Here is a 15,592-nt window from a genome sequence, read left to right as displayed (position 1 = left end):
TCTTCGTTAGATCCGGTAGCTCAGGATCGTCACGCCGTTGTCCAACGTGGCGTGGCTGTCGAGCGTCAGCTTCGTGGGCGGCGTTCCGTCCAGGAACAGCTTCGAACCCGTCCCGAGCAGCACCGGGAGCAGCATGAGGTCGAGCTCGTCGACCAGGTCGTTCTCGAGCAGGCTGCGGAACAGCGTCGGGTTGCCGTACATCATGATGTCGCCGCCGTCCTGCTCCTTGAGCTTCTTCAGGGCGGCGATCGCATCGCCCTCGAGGAGTTCGGCATTCCAGGTCAGGTCGCCCTTGAGGGTGCTGGAGGCAACCAACTTCTTCAGGTTCCGCAGCCGATCGGGATACGGTCCCTCGGCATTGCCCCATGCGGCCGAGAACATCTCATAGGTACGGCGTCCGCAGAGGAAGTAGTCGCAGCCCGCGAGCTTCTCGATGGACAGCCGCACGGACTCCTCCCCGAAGTACGGCAGCGCCCATCCGCCGAACGACGTACCGCTGTAGCCGCTGGGATCCTCGGCAACCCCGTCGAGCGTCACCAGCGTCGAGGCGATGATCTTGCGCATATGTCTTCCTTTCGGGCTTTTGCTGTGTAGACCGGCCAGCGGCCCGAAGGGAATCGGGGAGAATGGGGAAGTGACGCAATGGATCAACACGACGCACGACTGGGCGGCCTCGGTCGACCGAGATCATCTGGACGCGATCCGCGCTGAGGTCGATCGGTATGCGCCTGGCGGCGTACTGCATCTGGTGCTCGAAGTGCTCGCCTACGCGGACGACGAGGCTGAGTCCGCCGGGCAGCACGGGCAGTGCACGGTCACGCTCCACGGGGACGGCTCGATCTCGATCGCCGACAACGGACGCGGCACCGACACACGCGTCGATGAGCACGGGAACGTAGTGAAGAAGCCGGTCATGGCCACGAAGGACCTCCGCTTCTTCGACGACCTCGCCGCCCCGTTGCTCCCCGACGGCCACCCGCGGCGCGGCATGTCCGTCGTCGCCGCCCTCAGCGACTGGCTGATCCACACCAACCGCCGCGAGAACGGCTCATGGACCCAACGCTACGAACACGGCATCCCAGTAACCGACCTCGAGCCGATCGTGGACGACGGCACGACCGGCACGACAGTCCACTTCCTGTGTGACCTACCGCACGCCGAGATCACGCCGTACCTGCGCTTCCCGCACCTCGACATCACCGTGCGTCAGAGGTCCTTACGGAAGAAGTAGTTCGTGTGCCCGGGCGGGTAGTCGTGCTTCACGCCGTACTGGACGTAGCCCGCGTTCCGGTAGAAGCCAGGCGCTTGGAAATCGAAGGTCGTGACGTCTGACCATCGGCACCCGCGGCGGCGGCCTTCGTCCTCGATCGACCGGAGGAGTGCGGAGCCCAGACCCAGGCCGCGCTTGGCCTCGTCGACCCACATCGTGTCGATGGTCAGCCAGTGCCAGCTACGCTCGACCCGCCCGGCACATCCGCCGAGCATGACCCCATCCGGACCAAGTGCAAACACCTGCACCGGCTCGGACTCGAGATTCGCCGGCTCGAACCGCTCCCGGACGACAACACATTTCCCGGAGCCTCCTTGGGTCATCTGGCAGGATCGGGGAGGGGGTAGGTGGAAGGAACAGCGGACCGAATGAGTGAGCAGCGCGGCGACGTGCCGGGCGAGGAGCGGCCAGGACCGTACAGCGGTCTGTTCGGTGCGGCTCCGGATACGTACGGCGGTCAGCTGACTCCGCCCAGGCAGGTGACGATCGCCTCGGTGATCGCGATCGGGCTGGGCGTGCTGTGCCTGCTGCTGGCGATCCTCACGCTCACGTCGGCCGGCGACCAGATCTCCGAAGTACTGACCGGCTCCCGCGGCAACGCGCCGGTTGCGGTCGCGGCGGCGATGATCTGCGCGTTCATCTACCTGGTCCCGGCGCTGTACCTCCGCAAGCGCCGCCGCTGGTCGCGCTACACGCTGATCGCGGTCGCGGCGCTGGGCATCGCCGGCGGTGTGATGTCCCTACCCGCCGGCCTCCTCGGCCTCGCGATCCACGTCACCCTGCTGATCCTGATGCTGCAACGCCCCACCAAACTCTGGTTCCACCCCTAGCTGCTCGGGAGCACTTCCGTGGAGATCTGGATCAACCCCGCCTGCTCCAAATGCCGAGCAGCCACTGAAGCCTTCGACGAGGCCGGCATCCCCTACACAGTCCGCCGCTACCTCGACGACCCACCCACCGCCGAAGAACTCGAGGCCGTCCTCACCCGCCTCAACTTAGAACCCTGGGACCTCATCCGCCCCAACGAACCCGAAGCCGAACCCCTCCGCACCGTCCCCCGAGACGCAGCCCACCGCCCCACCTGGATCGAGGCCATGACCACCCACCCCATCCTCATCCAACGCCCCATCATCACCGCCGATGACAACACCACAGCGGTAGCCCGAGACCCCGAATCCCTCGCCAAGTTCCTCCCCTAACCAATCTGCCCCGGCCTGCCCCGCAATGCCCCGCGACACCTGTGGATAGTCGCGGCCCTGACTTCAGCCTTTCCTGGACAATCCTCGGGTGTCCGATTCCACCCGCGAGTTCACCTTGTCCGCATGGGTCGACGAGTCGGTGATTATCGACGGGCCGCGGTGCCCGGGTGGGACGTATACGTTGGCAGCAGCCGTCGTCGAGACCGCTTCGGTGACCGCAATGCTGGAGAGCCTGCAGGCCCTCACTCTGACCAAAGGTGGTCGCCTGCACTGGGTCGACGAGTCGGCCAAGCGTCGCGACCGCATCGCGGCGGCGATCGCCGCGTTCGATCTGGCGGCGATCGTCGCTACCGGGGCGCCGGTGCATCGCTCCAAGCAGGAGCGAGCCCGGCGCTGCTGTATGGAGCGGCTGTTCTACGAGTTGGCGCTGATCGGCGTCGACGAGGTCTGCTTGGAGTCTCGTACGAGTACGCCCGATCAGCGTGACCTCCGGCTGGTGGACTCGGCGCGAGACAAGGGCCTGATCCCGCACGGGTTCAGGGTCGGATTCGCGCGGCCGCGGGACGAGCCGATGCTCTGGATCCCGGATGCTGTCGCCGGCGCGCTCACTGCGGCGAGACTGGGCGAACCGCGCTGGCTGCTGGCGATGTCCGAAATCCTGACCGAGCACGAGGTTGTCGTGCGCTGAAAGCGCGAAAGCTGGGTCCCATCCTCCGGTGGGGGTCCCAGCTTCACTTCTCACCAAGCAGCACCTGGCGAGCTACCTCAAGTCTGCCACAAGAGGCCGGTCGATGTCCTACCGCGTGCACAGCTCAGAGTTTCTGGAGGCGGTTGAGGGCTTCTTCTAGTACTTCGGGTTGTTTGCAGAAGGCCCAGCGGACCAGGGGACGGCCGGGGGTGGGGTTGTCGTAGAAGACTTGGTGGGGGATGGCTACGACGCCGGTTTTTTCGGGGAGCATGCGGCAGAAGGCGATGCCGTCGGTGTGGCCGAGGGGGCGGATGTCGGTGGTGATGAAGTAGGTGCCGGCGGGGCGGTGGACCTCGAAGCCCAGGTCGGTGAGGCCGTTCGCGAGGAGGTCGCGGCGGGACTGGAGGTCGGCGCGCAGGGCGTCGAAGTAGTCGTTGCCTAGGGCAAGTGCGTTGGCGACGGCGGGCTGGAACGGGGCGCCGGACGTGAAGGTGAGGAACTGCTTGGCGGTCGTCACGGCGGTGACCACCTCGGGCGACCCGGTCACCCACCCGATCTTCCAGCCGGTGACGGCGAAGGTCTTGCCGGCGCTGCTGATCGACACGGTCCGGTCCGCCATGCCGTCGTACGACGCCAGCGGCCGGTGCTGGAGGCCGTCGTACACCAGGTGTTCGTAGACCTCGTCGGTGATGACCACGAGGTCGTGCTCGATCGCGACGTCGCAGATGCCCTGCAGTTCGAGATCCGTGAGGACGGTGCCGGTCGGGTTGTGCGGTGAGTTGATCAGCAGGACCTTCGTCCGCGGCGTGACCGCGGCCCGCAGTTCATCCAGATCCAGGCGGTACGACGGTGCGCGCAGCGTCACCGGCACGCGCCGTCCGCCGGCGAAGGCGATGCCGGCGGCGTACGAGTCGTAGTACGGCTCGAGGGCGATCACCTCGTCACCCGGCTCCACGAACGCGAGCAGCGCCGCCGCGACTGCCTCGGTGGCGCCGGTGGTGACCAGAACCTGCGTGTCCGGGTCGTACGCCAGGTCGTAGAACCGCTTCTGATGATCCGCGATCGCCTGCCGCAGCGCGGGTACGCCGCGAGCCGGCGGGTACTGGTTCGCGCCCGCGCGGATCGCCGCGATCGCGTCCTCGAGCAACGAGTCGGGCCCGTCGCGGTCCGGGAAGCCCTGGCCGAGGTTGACCGACCCGGTCGCCACCGCGAGCGCGGACATCTCGGCGAAGATCGTCGTACCCAGTCCGTCCAACCGCTCAGCGTGTGCGCGCATTACCTAACCCTCGACGGCCGTGACCATGTGCGCAAGCCAGGCGCGCGCGGCCGAGCGGTCGGCTGCCGTGAACGAGGCTTCGAGTTCGTCCTCGACCTTGCGGATCGCCGGGGTCGCCTCGTCGAGCCGGCGGGCTCCGGCGTCGGTCAGGTGGACCTGCTGGGTACGCCGATCCTTCGGGTTCGGCCTGCGCTCGACCAGGCCGGCCCGCTCCATCCCGGTGATCAGCTCGTTGGCGGACTGCCGCGTGGTGCCGACCACCCGGCCGACGTCGGCGATGGTCAGACCCGGATCCTTCCGTACGCACAGCAGCGTCCCGTACTGCTGCACCGACAGCCCGTGCTCGTCGAGCGCCTCGGCGAGCACGGAGCGCATGCTCAGCCAGGCGTGCCGGACGAGGAACGTCACGCAGCCGTCGTCGCCATAGGAGTCCATGCTCCCCATTCTGCCCGGGTCCGCGAGTGGACACGAAAAGGCGATTGACAGGTTCCTGTCAATTGAGGATGATCGAGATCTCGTCAGGGTCCTGACAATTATAGGAGATTTCGTGTCCTCCATCGACCCCATCCCCGAGCGGCGGCAACGCCGCATCCTCGCCATCCTGGTCGTCTCGGCCGTCCTGATCTGGATCGACTCGACCGTTCTCGGTATCGCTCTCGAACGCCTGGCCGACCCCGTCGACGGCCTCGGCGCCACGCCGGGCCAACTCCAGTGGGCCGTCGGCATCTATTCACTGCTCTTCGCCACCGCGCTGTTTCTGGCCGGTGCTCTCGGTGACCGCTACGGCCACCGGACCATCCTCATGCTCGGTCTGCTGATCTTCGGCGGCGCCTCGGCCTGGGCCGCCTGGGCCACCGGGCCGGTCGCGCTCGTCCTGGCTCGCGCCGCGATGGGCCTCGGCGGCGCGCTGATCATGCCGACGTCGATGGCGATCATCGGCTGGACGTTCCCGCCGGCACGCCGGGCCGGCGCGATCGCGATCTGGGGCTCGTCGGCCGGTGTCGGGGTCGCCGTCGGACCGGTGCTCGGCGGTCTGCTGATCGACCACTTCTGGTGGGGTTCGGTCTTCACCATCAACCTGCCGATCGTCGCGTTCGGGCTGGTCGGCGCCCCGCTCGTACTGCCGAATCCACGAAGCCCACAGCGCCGCCGCCTCGATCCGCTCGGCCTCGGCCTGTCCACCCTCGGTCTGCTCGGCCTCTCGTACGGACTGATCGAAGGCGGCCACCAGGGCGGCTGGAACCGCTGGCAGGTCTGGGCGAGCATCGCGGCCGGCCTCGTCCTGCTCGCCGGATTCGTCTTCTCCGAGTGGCGGGAAAGGGAGCCGAGCTTCGATCCGCGCCTGTTCCGCAACCGCCGGTTCGCGGCCGGCAACTTCACCCTGGCGGTCGTGTTCCTCCTGCTGACCGGCCAGAGTTTCTACCTCGCGTTCTACCTGCAGGGCGCCCGCGGGATGAGCGCCCTGTCGGCCGGCCTGATGTCGTTGCCTGCAGCAAGTGGTGTCATCGTCGGCTCGCAGTTGGGCTCGAGGCTCGCGGCACGGTTCGGCGTGGCTAAAGTCTCGGGTACGGCGGTCTTCGTGCTGGCTGCGTGCTCCGCGCTGAACCTGATCTACGACGTCGACACCTCACTGGTGTGGGTCGGAGTGGTCGGCGCACTCGTTGGCCTGTCCATCGGTATGACCACGGCCCCGACCACGACCGCCGTACTGGCGACGCTTCCGCTCGATCGCATGGGTGCCGGATCGGCCGTCAACAACGTCCTTCGCCAGGTCGGCAGCGTGCTCGGGGTCGCCATTCTCGGCACGATCGTCTCGTCGACCTACCAGCACCGGATCGCGCCGTCGCTCGTCGGCCTCCCGGATGCCGCTGGTACGTCGGCCGAGGCGACCCGGCACGTGGCGGGCACGCTCGGCCGCCCGGAGTTGGTGAAGGCCGCGAACGACGCGTTCATCCACGCGATGCACGTCGCGGCCCTCGTCGGCGCCGGGATCGTCCTGGTCGGCGCCATCGTCCTCGTGCTCGCGTTCCGGATCCCCACGCCATCGCAGTCGCCGGCGCCCCGGCCCGGCGAGCGTGAGCCCGCCGACGCCGGCCGATTGTGATGGGCTGAGGATCCTCAGTTCCAGGGTGACGGCGGCGGGGGCGGTACGACGGCGGGGCGGTCCTCGCACCACGTCGCGCCGGTCCAGCCGCCGTCGTTGCCACCCAGGTCCCGGACTTCGAACTCCGGCGGCCCGTTGAAGTGGAACGTCCCGCAATTGTTGACGAACGGCGCGCCGACGTTGCGCGCGTCGACGTTCTCGAACGTCGCCCAGCCGCCGACCCGGGCGTTCACCACGTTGGTCCCGGTGCCGTCGACCTTGATGTTGCGGACGGCAACATTCGTGATCGCGTAGTCGTCCTTCACCGGCCAGTCGACGACGAACATCATCGCGTTGTACGTCGAATCCAGGAACGAACTGTCGGTGATCTCGATCGTCCCGGACATCGTCGATTGCAACGCGTACAGCCAGATCGCGCCGAGCCCGATGTCCCAGTTCAGATCCCGCGGACCGCCGCGGACCGTGGTGTTGCGGGCGAACGTGAGCGTGCCCTCGAACGGCGTCGCGTTGAACCGCGAACCCGCGTGCAGCGTGCTGCCCTCGCGGATCGGATCCGCGACCAGGTTGTCGGTCACAGCGTTGTCTCGCCCGCCGTAGATCGCGATGTCGTTCGCAAGCACCGGCGTCTGAACGGTGTTGTGGTCGTACACGTTGTCGTGGTTCACCAGCCCGTCGGCGTTCGACTCTGACCACATCGCCAGCCCGTCGTCGCCGCTGTTGCGGACGAAGTTGTTGGTCGCCCGAACGTTGGACACACCAAGATGCAGGTTCATGCCGTCGGCAACGGCATCGGTGATGATGTTGTTGCGGATCAGCAGCCCGTCCATCGGGCCGTCGAGCCAGATGCCGACCTTGGTGTGGTGCAGGTACAGGTTCTCGATCGTCGAACCGCCGCCGATCGCACCGCCGATCCCGTTCACCTGATCGGTGTCGATCCGCTCGCGGACATCGCTCTCGATCGCGAAGTCCGACAGCTGTACGTCGGTGCTCCCGCCGTCAGCGGCGTACTTGCCGTAGAACCCGGGTGCGCTGTGCACAGACTTGTCCGGCGCGGGCTCGGCCAGCGGCAGGACCTTGCCCTTGATGATCGTCCACCAGTTGCCGGCGCCGCGGATCGTCACCTTGTCGACGACGATGTGCCGATTGACCTGGAACGTGCCTGCCGGGATGAACACCGACCAGCCGATCCGTTGTGCTGCGGCGATCGTGCGTTCGATCGCCGGCGCCGCGTCGTGCCGACCGGTCGGGTCCGCACCGAACAGCCGCACGTCCAACGAGCGACCAGGCTGCTTGAGAGGCTCTCGGACCAGCTCGAAGTCGGCGACGTCGAGCACGGTCCATGCCGCGGCAGTCGCCCGAGGTACGGCGAACCGGACGCGTGAGCCGGCCGGATACGTACGGTCGAGCAACACGCGCTGCTCGTCGTAGAAGTGGTTCGGCCGGAAGGGCTTGGCGACTGGGTCGGGCTCGGGTTTCCACCAGCCCGGGGTCGGGTCGACGTTCGGGTCGTTGGAGAACGGATACATGCCGTAGAGCCAGGCGTACTGCGACGTCAGCGTCATCGTTCGCTTGTGCTTCCCGTCGACCGAGACGTCGAGCGGAGCAGTGATCCCGCCACCAGCCGGCGCGTCCGGGATGCTGTACCGCAACGTCAGCGCATTCGCCGGACGCGTCAGCGTGAATTCGACGTACTGCTTGGGCTGCAGCCGTACGGCGGCCCGCCCGGAGGCCTCAGCCGGGAGCGTGTACGCGTCGCGCCCCGGGCCGATCTTCTCGCCGGTGAAGACGGCGTTCTCGGCCTCCTGTTCGACGAACGGTACGTCGGCGCCGCGGCCGGCGACGAGGGCGGGATCGAGCCCGGCCCGCGTGATCCGCGGGGCCGGATGCGCGGCGGCTGGTTGAGCTACGAGGACGGCACCGAGGAGTGCGGTCGCGCCCGCGACCGTGAGCAAGCGTGAACGGGACATTGGCGGATCCCCTCCGGACGAATTGTCTGGAGGTTATGCACCCGACGATCTGCGCGCAAGATCTCAACAGCTCAGAGAAATTTCCGGACCATGAAGACGTCAACTGGGTCCTCGCTCTCCACGACGAAGCCGTGGCGCTCGTACAGCTTGCGGGCCGGACTGCCCTGCAGGACGTTGAGCCAGACGGTTCCGTCAGTGCTGTCCAGAACGGTGCGCAGGACCTCGGTGCCGAGGCCTTGGCCCTGATGCTGCGGAGCCACATAGAAGTGCTCCAGCCATCTGCGATCCTCGGCCGGACGGACGGCGATCGAGCCGGCGAGCTTGCCGCCGACCTCGATGATCTGTGTGTGCTCGGGCGAGAACCCGTCGCGCAGTCGTTGCCGGACGCGATGCGCGTCGTACCGGCCGAGACGCTCGAGGTCCGGGCGCATGACGACGGCCCGGATCTCGACCAGGTCCTCGAGATCGGTCGGCTCGGCACGGCGCAGGGTCCACCTCATGGCAGGTCGGGCCGGGGGACCGGGCGGAGGGCCCGGAGCCAGAGCTCGGTCTGGGCGATGTGGGCGGAGGCTGCGGTTGCGGCGGCGGCCGGGTCGCGGGTGGAGATGGCGTCGAGGATGGCGCGATGGCCGCGATCGCTGGTCTGCTTGATCGCGTCGAAGTCCGCGCCGGGCTCGAAGATGCGGTAGTGGCCGCCGCGGCCCCGGATCACGCCGGTGAGAGCGGTGACGGTCGGGTTGCCACCCGCTGTGCAGATCGCGTTGTGGAACTCGGCGTCGAGGAATTGGATCTCGATCGCGTCCGTGGTCGACTCGAGCCGGTCGAGGATGTCGCCCAGTCGCGCCTCCAGGTCCGGGTCCTGGCGGGCCGCGGCCGAGGCGGTGGCGTGCGACTCGAGCACCCGGCGTACCTCCAGCAGTTCGAGCACGCCCTCGAGCGGGATCAGCTCGACCGACAGCGAGAACCGGCTGATGATCGCGGCCGGGTCGAGCGCCGAGACGTAGGTGCCCGATCCGTGCCGGGACTCGATCACACCGAGCGCGGCCAGCGACCGCACCGCCTCACGCAACGAACTGCGGGACACCCCCAGGTGGTCGCACAACTCGGGCTCCGGCGGGAACTTCGCCCGCGGCCCGAGCTGGCCCGACGCGATCATCTGACGCAGACCGGCCAGCGCCTTGTCCGTGGCAGCCATTCGTCACCTCCTCCCCGAAGCGTAAGTCCTCAGACCATTTCCGGTCACATCCCGCGCTCGCCCGCCTGGCGCGCGGGAGCGGTCGTGCGATTCATCAGACGTCAAGCGCGCCCAGGAAGGTGCGGAGGTCGGTCGTCCGCCACCGGCGTTCGGCCACCTGCTCGTACGCCGTCCCGTCGGTCACCCACACCGTGGTCATCCCGCGCTCGTGCGGCAGCGTGAGGTTCACCTCGAGATCGTCGAACATCGCGGCGCGGGCGGGGTCGACGCCGTACAGCTCGAGGAACGCGTCGAGGCTTTCGGCGTACGGCTTGGGGATCAGGTCGCCGGCGAGGATGTCGAAAACGCCGTCGATGCAGTCGGTCAGGCCGAGGCGTCCGAGGGCCTGTTCGGCGTGGTACGCCGAGCCGTTCGTGTACACGTACCGGCGGCCGGGGAGCGAGGTGAGCGCGTCCGTCAGCAGGGGATCCGGGCCGATGACCGAGTAGTCGATGCGGCGCTCGAAGCCGAGGAAGTCGTGCGGGTCGATCGTCCCGGTCACCATCGCGCCGCGCAGCGACGTGCCGTACTCCGCCACCAGCTCGGACTGGATCCGGCGGGCGCCGGCGAGGTCGGTCCCGTAGTACTGCGCGATCGTCGACAGGATGCCATGCGTGAGCTGCTCGGCCAGCGCGGAGCGGGCGGGATAGAGGGTGTTGTCGAGATCGAGAACCCAGGTGTCGATGTCCGCCAGCACTCGACCAGCGTAGGTGACAGACTGAGGGTGATACACGGTGTCCCGTGAGGGAGGACGGAGAACATGCCGACTGCGCTTGTCACCGGGCCGGCGACCGGGATCGGCCGTGCGTTCGCGGACAAGCTGGCGCTCGAGGGCTACGACCTGGTGCTGGTTTCGCGGGACGAGGCCAAGCTCAAGGAGGTCGCCGCCGACATCACCCGGCTGCACGGGGTCGAGTGCGAGGTGCTGGCCGCCGACTTGACCGACGCCGACGATCTGGCCCGGGTCGAGGAGCGGTTCCGCACCGGTCCGATCGAGGTGCTGGTGAACAACGCCGGCTTCGGGCAGAAGAAGCCGTTCTGGGCGAACCCGGTCGACGTCGAGGAGAAGCAGCTGGATCTGCTCGTTCGCGTCGTACTGCGGCTCACGCACTCGGCCGTCCTGCCGATGATCGAGCGCGGCTCCGGTGCGGTGATCAACGTGTCGTCGGTGGCCGGGTTCCTGCAGCGCAACGTGTACAGCGCGCACAAGGCCTGGGTGACGAACTTCTCGGCCGGCCTCGCGCTCGAGTTGCACGCGAAGGGCGTCGCGGTGATGGCGCTGTGCCCGGGATTCGTGCACACCGAGTTCCACGAGCGGATGGGGATGGACAAGTCGCTGATCCCGTCGTTCATGTGGCTGGACGCGACCGACCTGGTCGACGCCGCCTGGAGGGACCTGATGCGCGGCAAGGCGATCTCGATCCCGAGCCGCCGCTACAAGCTGATCGTCGCCGGGACCCGCTTCATCCCGCGAGCGCTCATCGCGCGGGTCTCGACCGTGGGCCTGGACGGCCGACGCCGCGCTTGAGCGGGTTCGGGCGCAGGGACTCGTAGATGGTCCTGCCGAGCGCGCCGGCGTAGGCGTTGTGCTCCTCGACGGACGGCGTGACACCGGAGAAGTTGACCTCGAAGCCGCGCTGGAAGCACGCGCCGAACAGGAGCGCGGCCGCGGCTCCGACATCCGCGGTACGACGGACGCGGCCGAGTTTCTGCTCTTCCTGCAGGTAGCGGACCAGTCCCTCCTGCGCCTTGTGCGGCCCGGCGTCCAATTCCTGTAGACGCCGGCGATGGGCGGTCAGAAGGTCCTGGGACGAGAACAGTGACACCAGGATCGGGAAACCCTCGATGTAGAAGTCGATGGCGATCCCGGCCAGTCGGGTCAGGTTGGCGTGGACCGTCGCCGAACCCGGGCTGCCGATCAGCTCCTTGAGTGAACCGGGGAGCGTGGGCATCCGCTCGTGCATGACGGCGAGCAGGATCGCGGCCTTGTCCGCGAAATGCTTGTAGAGCGCGGCTTCGGAGTACCCGGAGACCTGGGCGATCGACTTGGTCGTGGCCCGTGCGAATCCTTGCGTCCGCAGCACCTCCGCGGCCGCGTCCAGGATGTCGTCTCTCGTCCCCATGGGCGGCAGCCTATCTTGACAGGTTGGTGAGTGTTCACTAACCATGGTGAGTGAGTGTTTACTAACCTGGAGGGGTTCACGATGAAACTGGTGGTGTTCGGGGCGTCCGGCCGGATCGGGACCGAGCTGGTGCGCCAAGGCGTGGCGGCCGGGCACACAATCACGGCCGTTGTCCGCGAAGGATCGAGTCTCCAGGTGGCACTACCTGAGCTCCGGCTGGTCGCCGCGCGGGCCGGCGTCACCGGCGGACTGGTCGATGTCGTGACCGCCGACGTCATGGATCCGCAGGCGATCGCGCCGGTCCTGGAGGGACACGACGCCGTGCTCTCCGCACTGGGTCCTCGTCCGTCAGGTTTGAGCACAGTCCTCACCGACGGTGCGCAGAGCATCCTGCAGGCGATGGGTGAGAGCGAAGTACGACGATTCCTCGTGGTCAGTGTCGCGGGCATTCACAGCACAGGCGACGACCCGTACACGAAGTACGTCGTGAAGCCGATCCTGCAGCGGATCCTGCGGGAATCGTTCGCGGACGCTCGCCGGATGGAGGCCGTCGTCGGGGCCAGCGAGCTGGATTGGACCATCGTCTGTCCGCCGCGATTGACCAACGGCGCCGCGAAGGGGACGTTCCGCAGCAACACCGAAGGGACCGTGCGCGGCGGATTCTCGATGACCCGAGCCGACGTCGCGACGTACCTGCTCGGCGCGATCGACAACGCCGACCTGATCCGGAAGACGGTCCTGATCGCCAACTGACTACAGCTTCTCGGCGACCTCGGTCAGGATGGCGAGGGTGGCGGTGATGAGTGGGTGGTCGGCGCGGCTCGCGCGGACGGCGGCGTACACGCGGCGGGCCGGCACCGGGTCGGGGAGCGGGCGGATCAGCGCGAGCGTCGGCTCCGGTACGGCGAGGCGCGGGACGAGCGAGACGCCGCCGCCTGCCGCAACGAGGGCGGCGACGGCACGGAAGTCGTCGGACTGGTGGACGATCCGCGGCTGGAATCCGGCCTGCTCGCAGGCGAGGACGACGACGTCGCGGATCGGGTTGCCCGGCGCGGTCATCACCCAGTCGTCGTTCGCGAGCATGGCGAGCTCGATCGTGTTCTGGTCCGCGGCCGGGTGTGTCGGCGGCAGGACGGCGACGAAAGGCTCGGCGTACAAGGGGATCCGGACCAGCCGCCGGTCGTCGGGGCGGGGTGAGCCGCGGTGCTCGACGGCGATCGCGAGGTCGGCGTCACCGTCGAGCAGGTGGGTGATGCCTTCGTGGCCCTCGGCATCGCGTACGACGAGATCGAGGCCGGGAGTCGTCTCGCGCAACCGGGGGAGGGCCGGCGCGACGAGCAGCGTGATCGCGGTGGCGAAGGCGACGACGCGGACCTCGCCGTTGGCGCCATTCGCGTGCAGGCGCATCGCGTCCTCGGCGCGTTCGACCTCGGTGAGGATGGTGTCGGTGTGTTCGAGGAGCAGGCGGCCGGCGGAGGTGATCGCGACCCGGCGGCCGCGGCGTTCGAGCAGTTCCTGGCCGACCTCGGACTCCAGGGCCGCCAGTTGCTGCGAGACGGCCGAGGGCGTCAGATGCAGCACCTCGGCCGCCGCGGTCACGGTCCCGTGGTCAGCCAGCGCGCGCAACACCCGCAGGCGTCGTACCTCGATCACGGACCTCAGCTTCGCATGCAACGGCTGGGGAAGCGATCAGGGTCAGCTCGACGGCCTGCGGCGCCGGCGTACGGCGTTCCCGCCAGCGCCGTACGGCGTCGCGGATCGGGTGGCGTTTCGGGACATATGGCCGGATCGGGGCGCTCGGCATGGCGGAGTGGGTCTGCTCGTGGATCGACTTGATCACGGAGAACGGTACGTATTGCACGGTGGTTCCTTTCGACCCTTCGACAGTAGGAATCAGAACCTTGATGCGTCCAATGAAAGTTCTGCGCGGAGTTGATGTGTCTGGTGCATCATTGGGGTCATGGAACTACGGCAGCTCAGGTCGTTCGTGGTGGTGGCCGAGGAGATGAACGTCGGGCGCGCGGCCACGCGGCTGCACCTGACCCAGCCATCACTCAGCCGGCAGATCGCGGCGCTGGAACGCGATCTGGGCGTGGAGTTGTTCGCTCGAGTGAAGCGGCGGTTCGTGCTGACGGCTGCGGGCGCGACGTTCCTGGCCGAGGCCCAGGACCTGCTGCGCCGGTCGGAAGAAGCGGTCCGCGCGGCGCAGCGGACGCAACGCGGTGAGCTCGGGACGCTGCGGCTGCGATTCGTGCAGTCGGCAACCTTCGAGCCGCTGCCCCAGATCCTCGGTGCGTTCCGACGGGCGTATCCCGAGGTGGTGCTCGATCTGGAGTCGTGGACGACACTTCGGCAGACCGAGGCCCTGCGGGACGGGCGCATCGACGTGGGGCTGCTGCGCCCGACGGCGCCGGCCGATGCGACGGCTGTGGTGCGGTTGGCGCCGGGACTGGCGTCCCGGGTGGTCGCCGAGGATTCGCTGGTGGCGGTGCTGCCGGCACGGCATCGGCTGGCTCGGCGGAAGCGGCTGCGGCTTGCGGAGCTCGCGGACGAGCCGTTCGTGTTCTACTCGCGGCCGAGTGGGCCCATCGTGCACGACACAATCATCGGGTTCTGCCGAGCGGCCGGATTCACCCCGCGGATCCAGCAGGCCGCCGACGTGCAGACGATCGTTGCGCTGGTCGCGGCCGGTCTCGGGGTCTCCCTGCTGATCAGCCCGACCCCACCGACCAACCCGGACGCCGTGGTCTACCGCGAGTTGTCCGACGACCTACCACCCTGGCCACTGTCCGTAGCCTGGTCGCCGGACAACCGCTCGCCCGTGTTGGAACGCTTCCTCGAGCTGATTTAGGCTCCCCGCCTACTGCGCGGAGCAGCCAGACACCCCCTAGCCGAACACGTCCGGGTCGCCGCCGGTGCGGACGCCGGTCTCGAGGTCGGCGATCGTTGCCATGTCGTCGTTGTCGAGGCGGAAGTCGAAGACCTCGAAGTTCTCCTTGATCCGGCTCGCGGTCCGGGACTTAGGAATGACCACGTTGCCGAGCTGCAGGTGCCAGCGGATCATCACCTGGGCCGCCGACTTGCCGTACTTCGCGCCGATCGTCTTCAGCGCCGGGTCGTCGATCAGCTCGCCGGACGCCAGCGGGCTCCACGCCTCGGTGACGATGTCGTTCTCGGCGTTGAACGCGCGCAGCCCGTCCTGCGGCAGCGCCGGGTGCAGCTCGATCTGGTTCACCGCCGGGCGGATCGTGGTCTCCTCGAAGATCCGTCGCAGCGCGGGTTCGTGGAAGTTCGAGACGCCGATCGCGCGGATCCGCTTGTCGGCGTACAGCTGCTCGAACGCCTTCCAGGTGTCGACGTACTTGTCCTTCTTCAGGCATTGCCAGTGGATCAGGTACAGGTCGACGTACTCGAGGCCGAGCTGGTCGATGCTCTTGTCGAACGCGGCGAGCGTGGAGTCGTAGCCCTGGTCGCTGTTCTGCAGCTTGGTGGTGATGAACAGCTCGTCACGGGGCAGGCCGGACGCGGCGATGGCTCGCCCGACGCCGGCTTCGTTGCGGTACGCCGCGGCGGTGTCGATGTGCCGGTAGCCGGTCTCGAACGCCGTGGTCACCACGTCGGCGACGATCTCGTCCTCGACCTGCCAGACCCCCAGGCCCAGCTGCGGGATCTCGACGCCGTTGTCCAGAGTGATGGAGGGGACTGTGCTCATCTGCCCATTCCACCCGGCA

Annotated in this window: 20 protein-coding genes; 8 read left to right on the top strand and 12 right to left on the bottom strand. The window is 68.0% G+C overall.

Translation table 11 applies throughout. The annotated features are described in order from the left end of the window. Positions 1-6 precede the first annotated feature (6 nt). Positions 7-564, bottom strand: coding sequence for a dihydrofolate reductase family protein (locus tag EV653_RS36830; RefSeq protein WP_134110492.1), 558 nt, complete (start codon positions 562-564; stop codon positions 7-9). 70 nt (positions 565-634) lie between these two features. Here EV653_RS36830 and EV653_RS36825 point away from each other — a divergent pair, with 70 nt between their 5' ends. Continuing rightward, a complete protein-coding gene (locus EV653_RS36825; protein ID WP_166679678.1) occupies positions 635-1,231 on the top strand; it encodes an ATP-binding protein in 597 nt (198 codons plus the stop codon). Here the strand turns inward: EV653_RS36825 and EV653_RS36820 are convergent. Then, positions 1,207-1,593 carry a GNAT family N-acetyltransferase gene (locus EV653_RS36820; protein ID WP_134110487.1) on the bottom strand — a complete coding sequence of 129 codons (387 nt, stop codon included), beginning with the start codon at positions 1,591-1,593 and terminating at the stop codon, positions 1,207-1,209. The two genes, EV653_RS36825 and EV653_RS36820, sit on opposite strands and share 25 nt — an antisense overlap. Before the next feature lie 45 nt (positions 1,594-1,638). Here EV653_RS36820 and EV653_RS36815 point away from each other — a divergent pair, with 45 nt between their 5' ends. From EV653_RS36815 to EV653_RS36805, 3 genes are all read left to right on the top strand, one after another. Beyond that, positions 1,639-2,100, top strand: a complete 462-nt coding sequence (locus tag EV653_RS36815; RefSeq protein WP_134110485.1) for a hypothetical protein — start codon at positions 1,639-1,641, stop codon at positions 2,098-2,100. Positions 2,101-2,118: 18 nt separating this feature from the next. Beyond that, positions 2,119-2,469 carry an ArsC/Spx/MgsR family protein gene (locus tag EV653_RS36810; RefSeq protein WP_134110483.1) on the top strand — a complete coding sequence of 117 codons (351 nt, stop codon included), beginning with the start codon at positions 2,119-2,121 and terminating at the stop codon, positions 2,467-2,469. Positions 2,470-2,557: 88 nt separating this feature from the next. Next, on the top strand, positions 2,558-3,157 hold the full coding sequence (locus tag EV653_RS36805; protein ID WP_134110481.1) for a hypothetical protein: 600 nt from the start codon (positions 2,558-2,560) through the stop codon (positions 3,155-3,157). Between the two features lie 124 nt (positions 3,158-3,281). On the opposite strand, the gene EV653_RS36800 is transcribed toward EV653_RS36805, so the two are convergent. Continuing rightward, the gene (locus EV653_RS36800; protein ID WP_134110478.1) at positions 3,282-4,433 is read right to left on the bottom strand and encodes a pyridoxal phosphate-dependent aminotransferase; all 1,152 of its coding nucleotides are present in this window, start codon (positions 4,431-4,433) and stop codon (positions 3,282-3,284) included. Between the two features lie 3 nt (positions 4,434-4,436). After that, positions 4,437-4,868: a MarR family winged helix-turn-helix transcriptional regulator gene (locus tag EV653_RS36795; RefSeq protein WP_134110476.1), complete on the bottom strand. Its 432-nt coding sequence runs from the start codon at positions 4,866-4,868 to the stop codon at positions 4,437-4,439. Positions 4,869-4,980: 112 nt separating this feature from the next. Between EV653_RS36795 and EV653_RS36790 the strand changes: the two genes are divergently transcribed. Continuing rightward, positions 4,981-6,537 (top strand): MFS transporter, encoded by a 1,557-nt coding sequence (locus EV653_RS36790; RefSeq protein ID WP_202871996.1) that lies wholly within the window; start codon positions 4,981-4,983, stop codon positions 6,535-6,537. Between the two features lie 14 nt (positions 6,538-6,551). Here the strand turns inward: EV653_RS36790 and EV653_RS36785 are convergent, their stop codons facing one another. The 4 genes from EV653_RS36785 to EV653_RS36770 form a co-directional block, all read right to left on the bottom strand. Further along, a complete protein-coding gene (locus EV653_RS36785) occupies positions 6,552-8,504 on the bottom strand; it encodes a glycosyl hydrolase family 28-related protein (RefSeq protein WP_134110474.1) in 1,953 nt (650 codons plus the stop codon). A 71-nt stretch (positions 8,505-8,575) separates the two neighbouring features. Next, the gene (locus EV653_RS36780) at positions 8,576-9,004 is read right to left on the bottom strand and encodes a GNAT family N-acetyltransferase (RefSeq protein ID WP_134110472.1); all 429 of its coding nucleotides are present in this window, start codon (positions 9,002-9,004) and stop codon (positions 8,576-8,578) included. Next, positions 9,001-9,699, bottom strand: a complete 699-nt coding sequence (locus tag EV653_RS36775; RefSeq protein ID WP_134110470.1) for a FadR/GntR family transcriptional regulator — start codon at positions 9,697-9,699, stop codon at positions 9,001-9,003. The genes EV653_RS36780 and EV653_RS36775 overlap by 4 nt, the downstream gene beginning before the upstream one ends. A 94-nt stretch (positions 9,700-9,793) precedes the next feature. Further along, the gene (locus tag EV653_RS36770; RefSeq protein WP_134110468.1) at positions 9,794-10,435 is read right to left on the bottom strand and encodes a pyrimidine 5'-nucleotidase; all 642 of its coding nucleotides are present in this window, start codon (positions 10,433-10,435) and stop codon (positions 9,794-9,796) included. Positions 10,436-10,498: 63 nt separating this feature from the next. Between EV653_RS36770 and EV653_RS36765 the strand changes: the two genes are divergently transcribed. After that, positions 10,499-11,266 carry an SDR family NAD(P)-dependent oxidoreductase gene (locus tag EV653_RS36765; protein ID WP_134110466.1) on the top strand — a complete coding sequence of 256 codons (768 nt, stop codon included), beginning with the start codon at positions 10,499-10,501 and terminating at the stop codon, positions 11,264-11,266. On the opposite strand, the gene EV653_RS36760 is transcribed toward EV653_RS36765, so the two are convergent. After that, positions 11,217-11,861 (bottom strand): TetR/AcrR family transcriptional regulator, encoded by a 645-nt coding sequence (locus EV653_RS36760; protein ID WP_166679677.1) that lies wholly within the window; start codon positions 11,859-11,861, stop codon positions 11,217-11,219. The genes EV653_RS36765 and EV653_RS36760 overlap by 50 nt on opposite strands. An 81-nt stretch (positions 11,862-11,942) precedes the next feature. On the opposite strand from EV653_RS36760, the gene EV653_RS36755 reads away from it, so the two are divergent. Then, entirely contained in the window at positions 11,943-12,614 is a 672-nt protein-coding gene (locus EV653_RS36755; RefSeq protein WP_134110462.1) for an NAD(P)-dependent oxidoreductase, read from the top strand. On the opposite strand, the gene EV653_RS36750 is transcribed toward EV653_RS36755, so the two are convergent. Both EV653_RS36750 and EV653_RS36745 read right to left on the bottom strand, forming a co-directional pair. Next, a complete protein-coding gene (locus tag EV653_RS36750; RefSeq protein WP_134110460.1) occupies positions 12,615-13,514 on the bottom strand; it encodes a LysR family transcriptional regulator in 900 nt (299 codons plus the stop codon). It abuts the gene before it with no gap. After that, positions 13,471-13,722, bottom strand: coding sequence for a hypothetical protein (locus tag EV653_RS36745; protein WP_134110458.1), 252 nt, complete (start codon positions 13,720-13,722; stop codon positions 13,471-13,473). Before EV653_RS36745 ends, EV653_RS36750 begins: the two co-directional genes overlap by 44 nt. A gap of 99 nt (positions 13,723-13,821) precedes the next feature. Between EV653_RS36745 and EV653_RS36740 the strand changes: the two genes are divergently transcribed. Continuing rightward, positions 13,822-14,712, top strand: a complete 891-nt coding sequence (locus tag EV653_RS36740) for a LysR family transcriptional regulator (RefSeq protein ID WP_134110456.1) — start codon at positions 13,822-13,824, stop codon at positions 14,710-14,712. 36 nt (positions 14,713-14,748) lie between these two features. Here the strand turns inward: EV653_RS36740 and EV653_RS36735 are convergent, their stop codons facing one another. Beyond that, entirely contained in the window at positions 14,749-15,573 is an 825-nt protein-coding gene (locus EV653_RS36735; RefSeq protein WP_134110454.1) for an aldo/keto reductase, read from the bottom strand. Between the last annotated feature and the right edge of the window lie 19 nt (positions 15,574-15,592).

It is taken from the genome of Kribbella pratensis (genome assembly GCF_004365355.1).
Classification (GTDB): domain Bacteria; phylum Actinomycetota; class Actinomycetes; order Propionibacteriales; family Kribbellaceae; genus Kribbella.
Note: the sequence above shows the minus strand (reverse complement) of the source record. Positions and strands in the feature narration are given on the sequence as shown.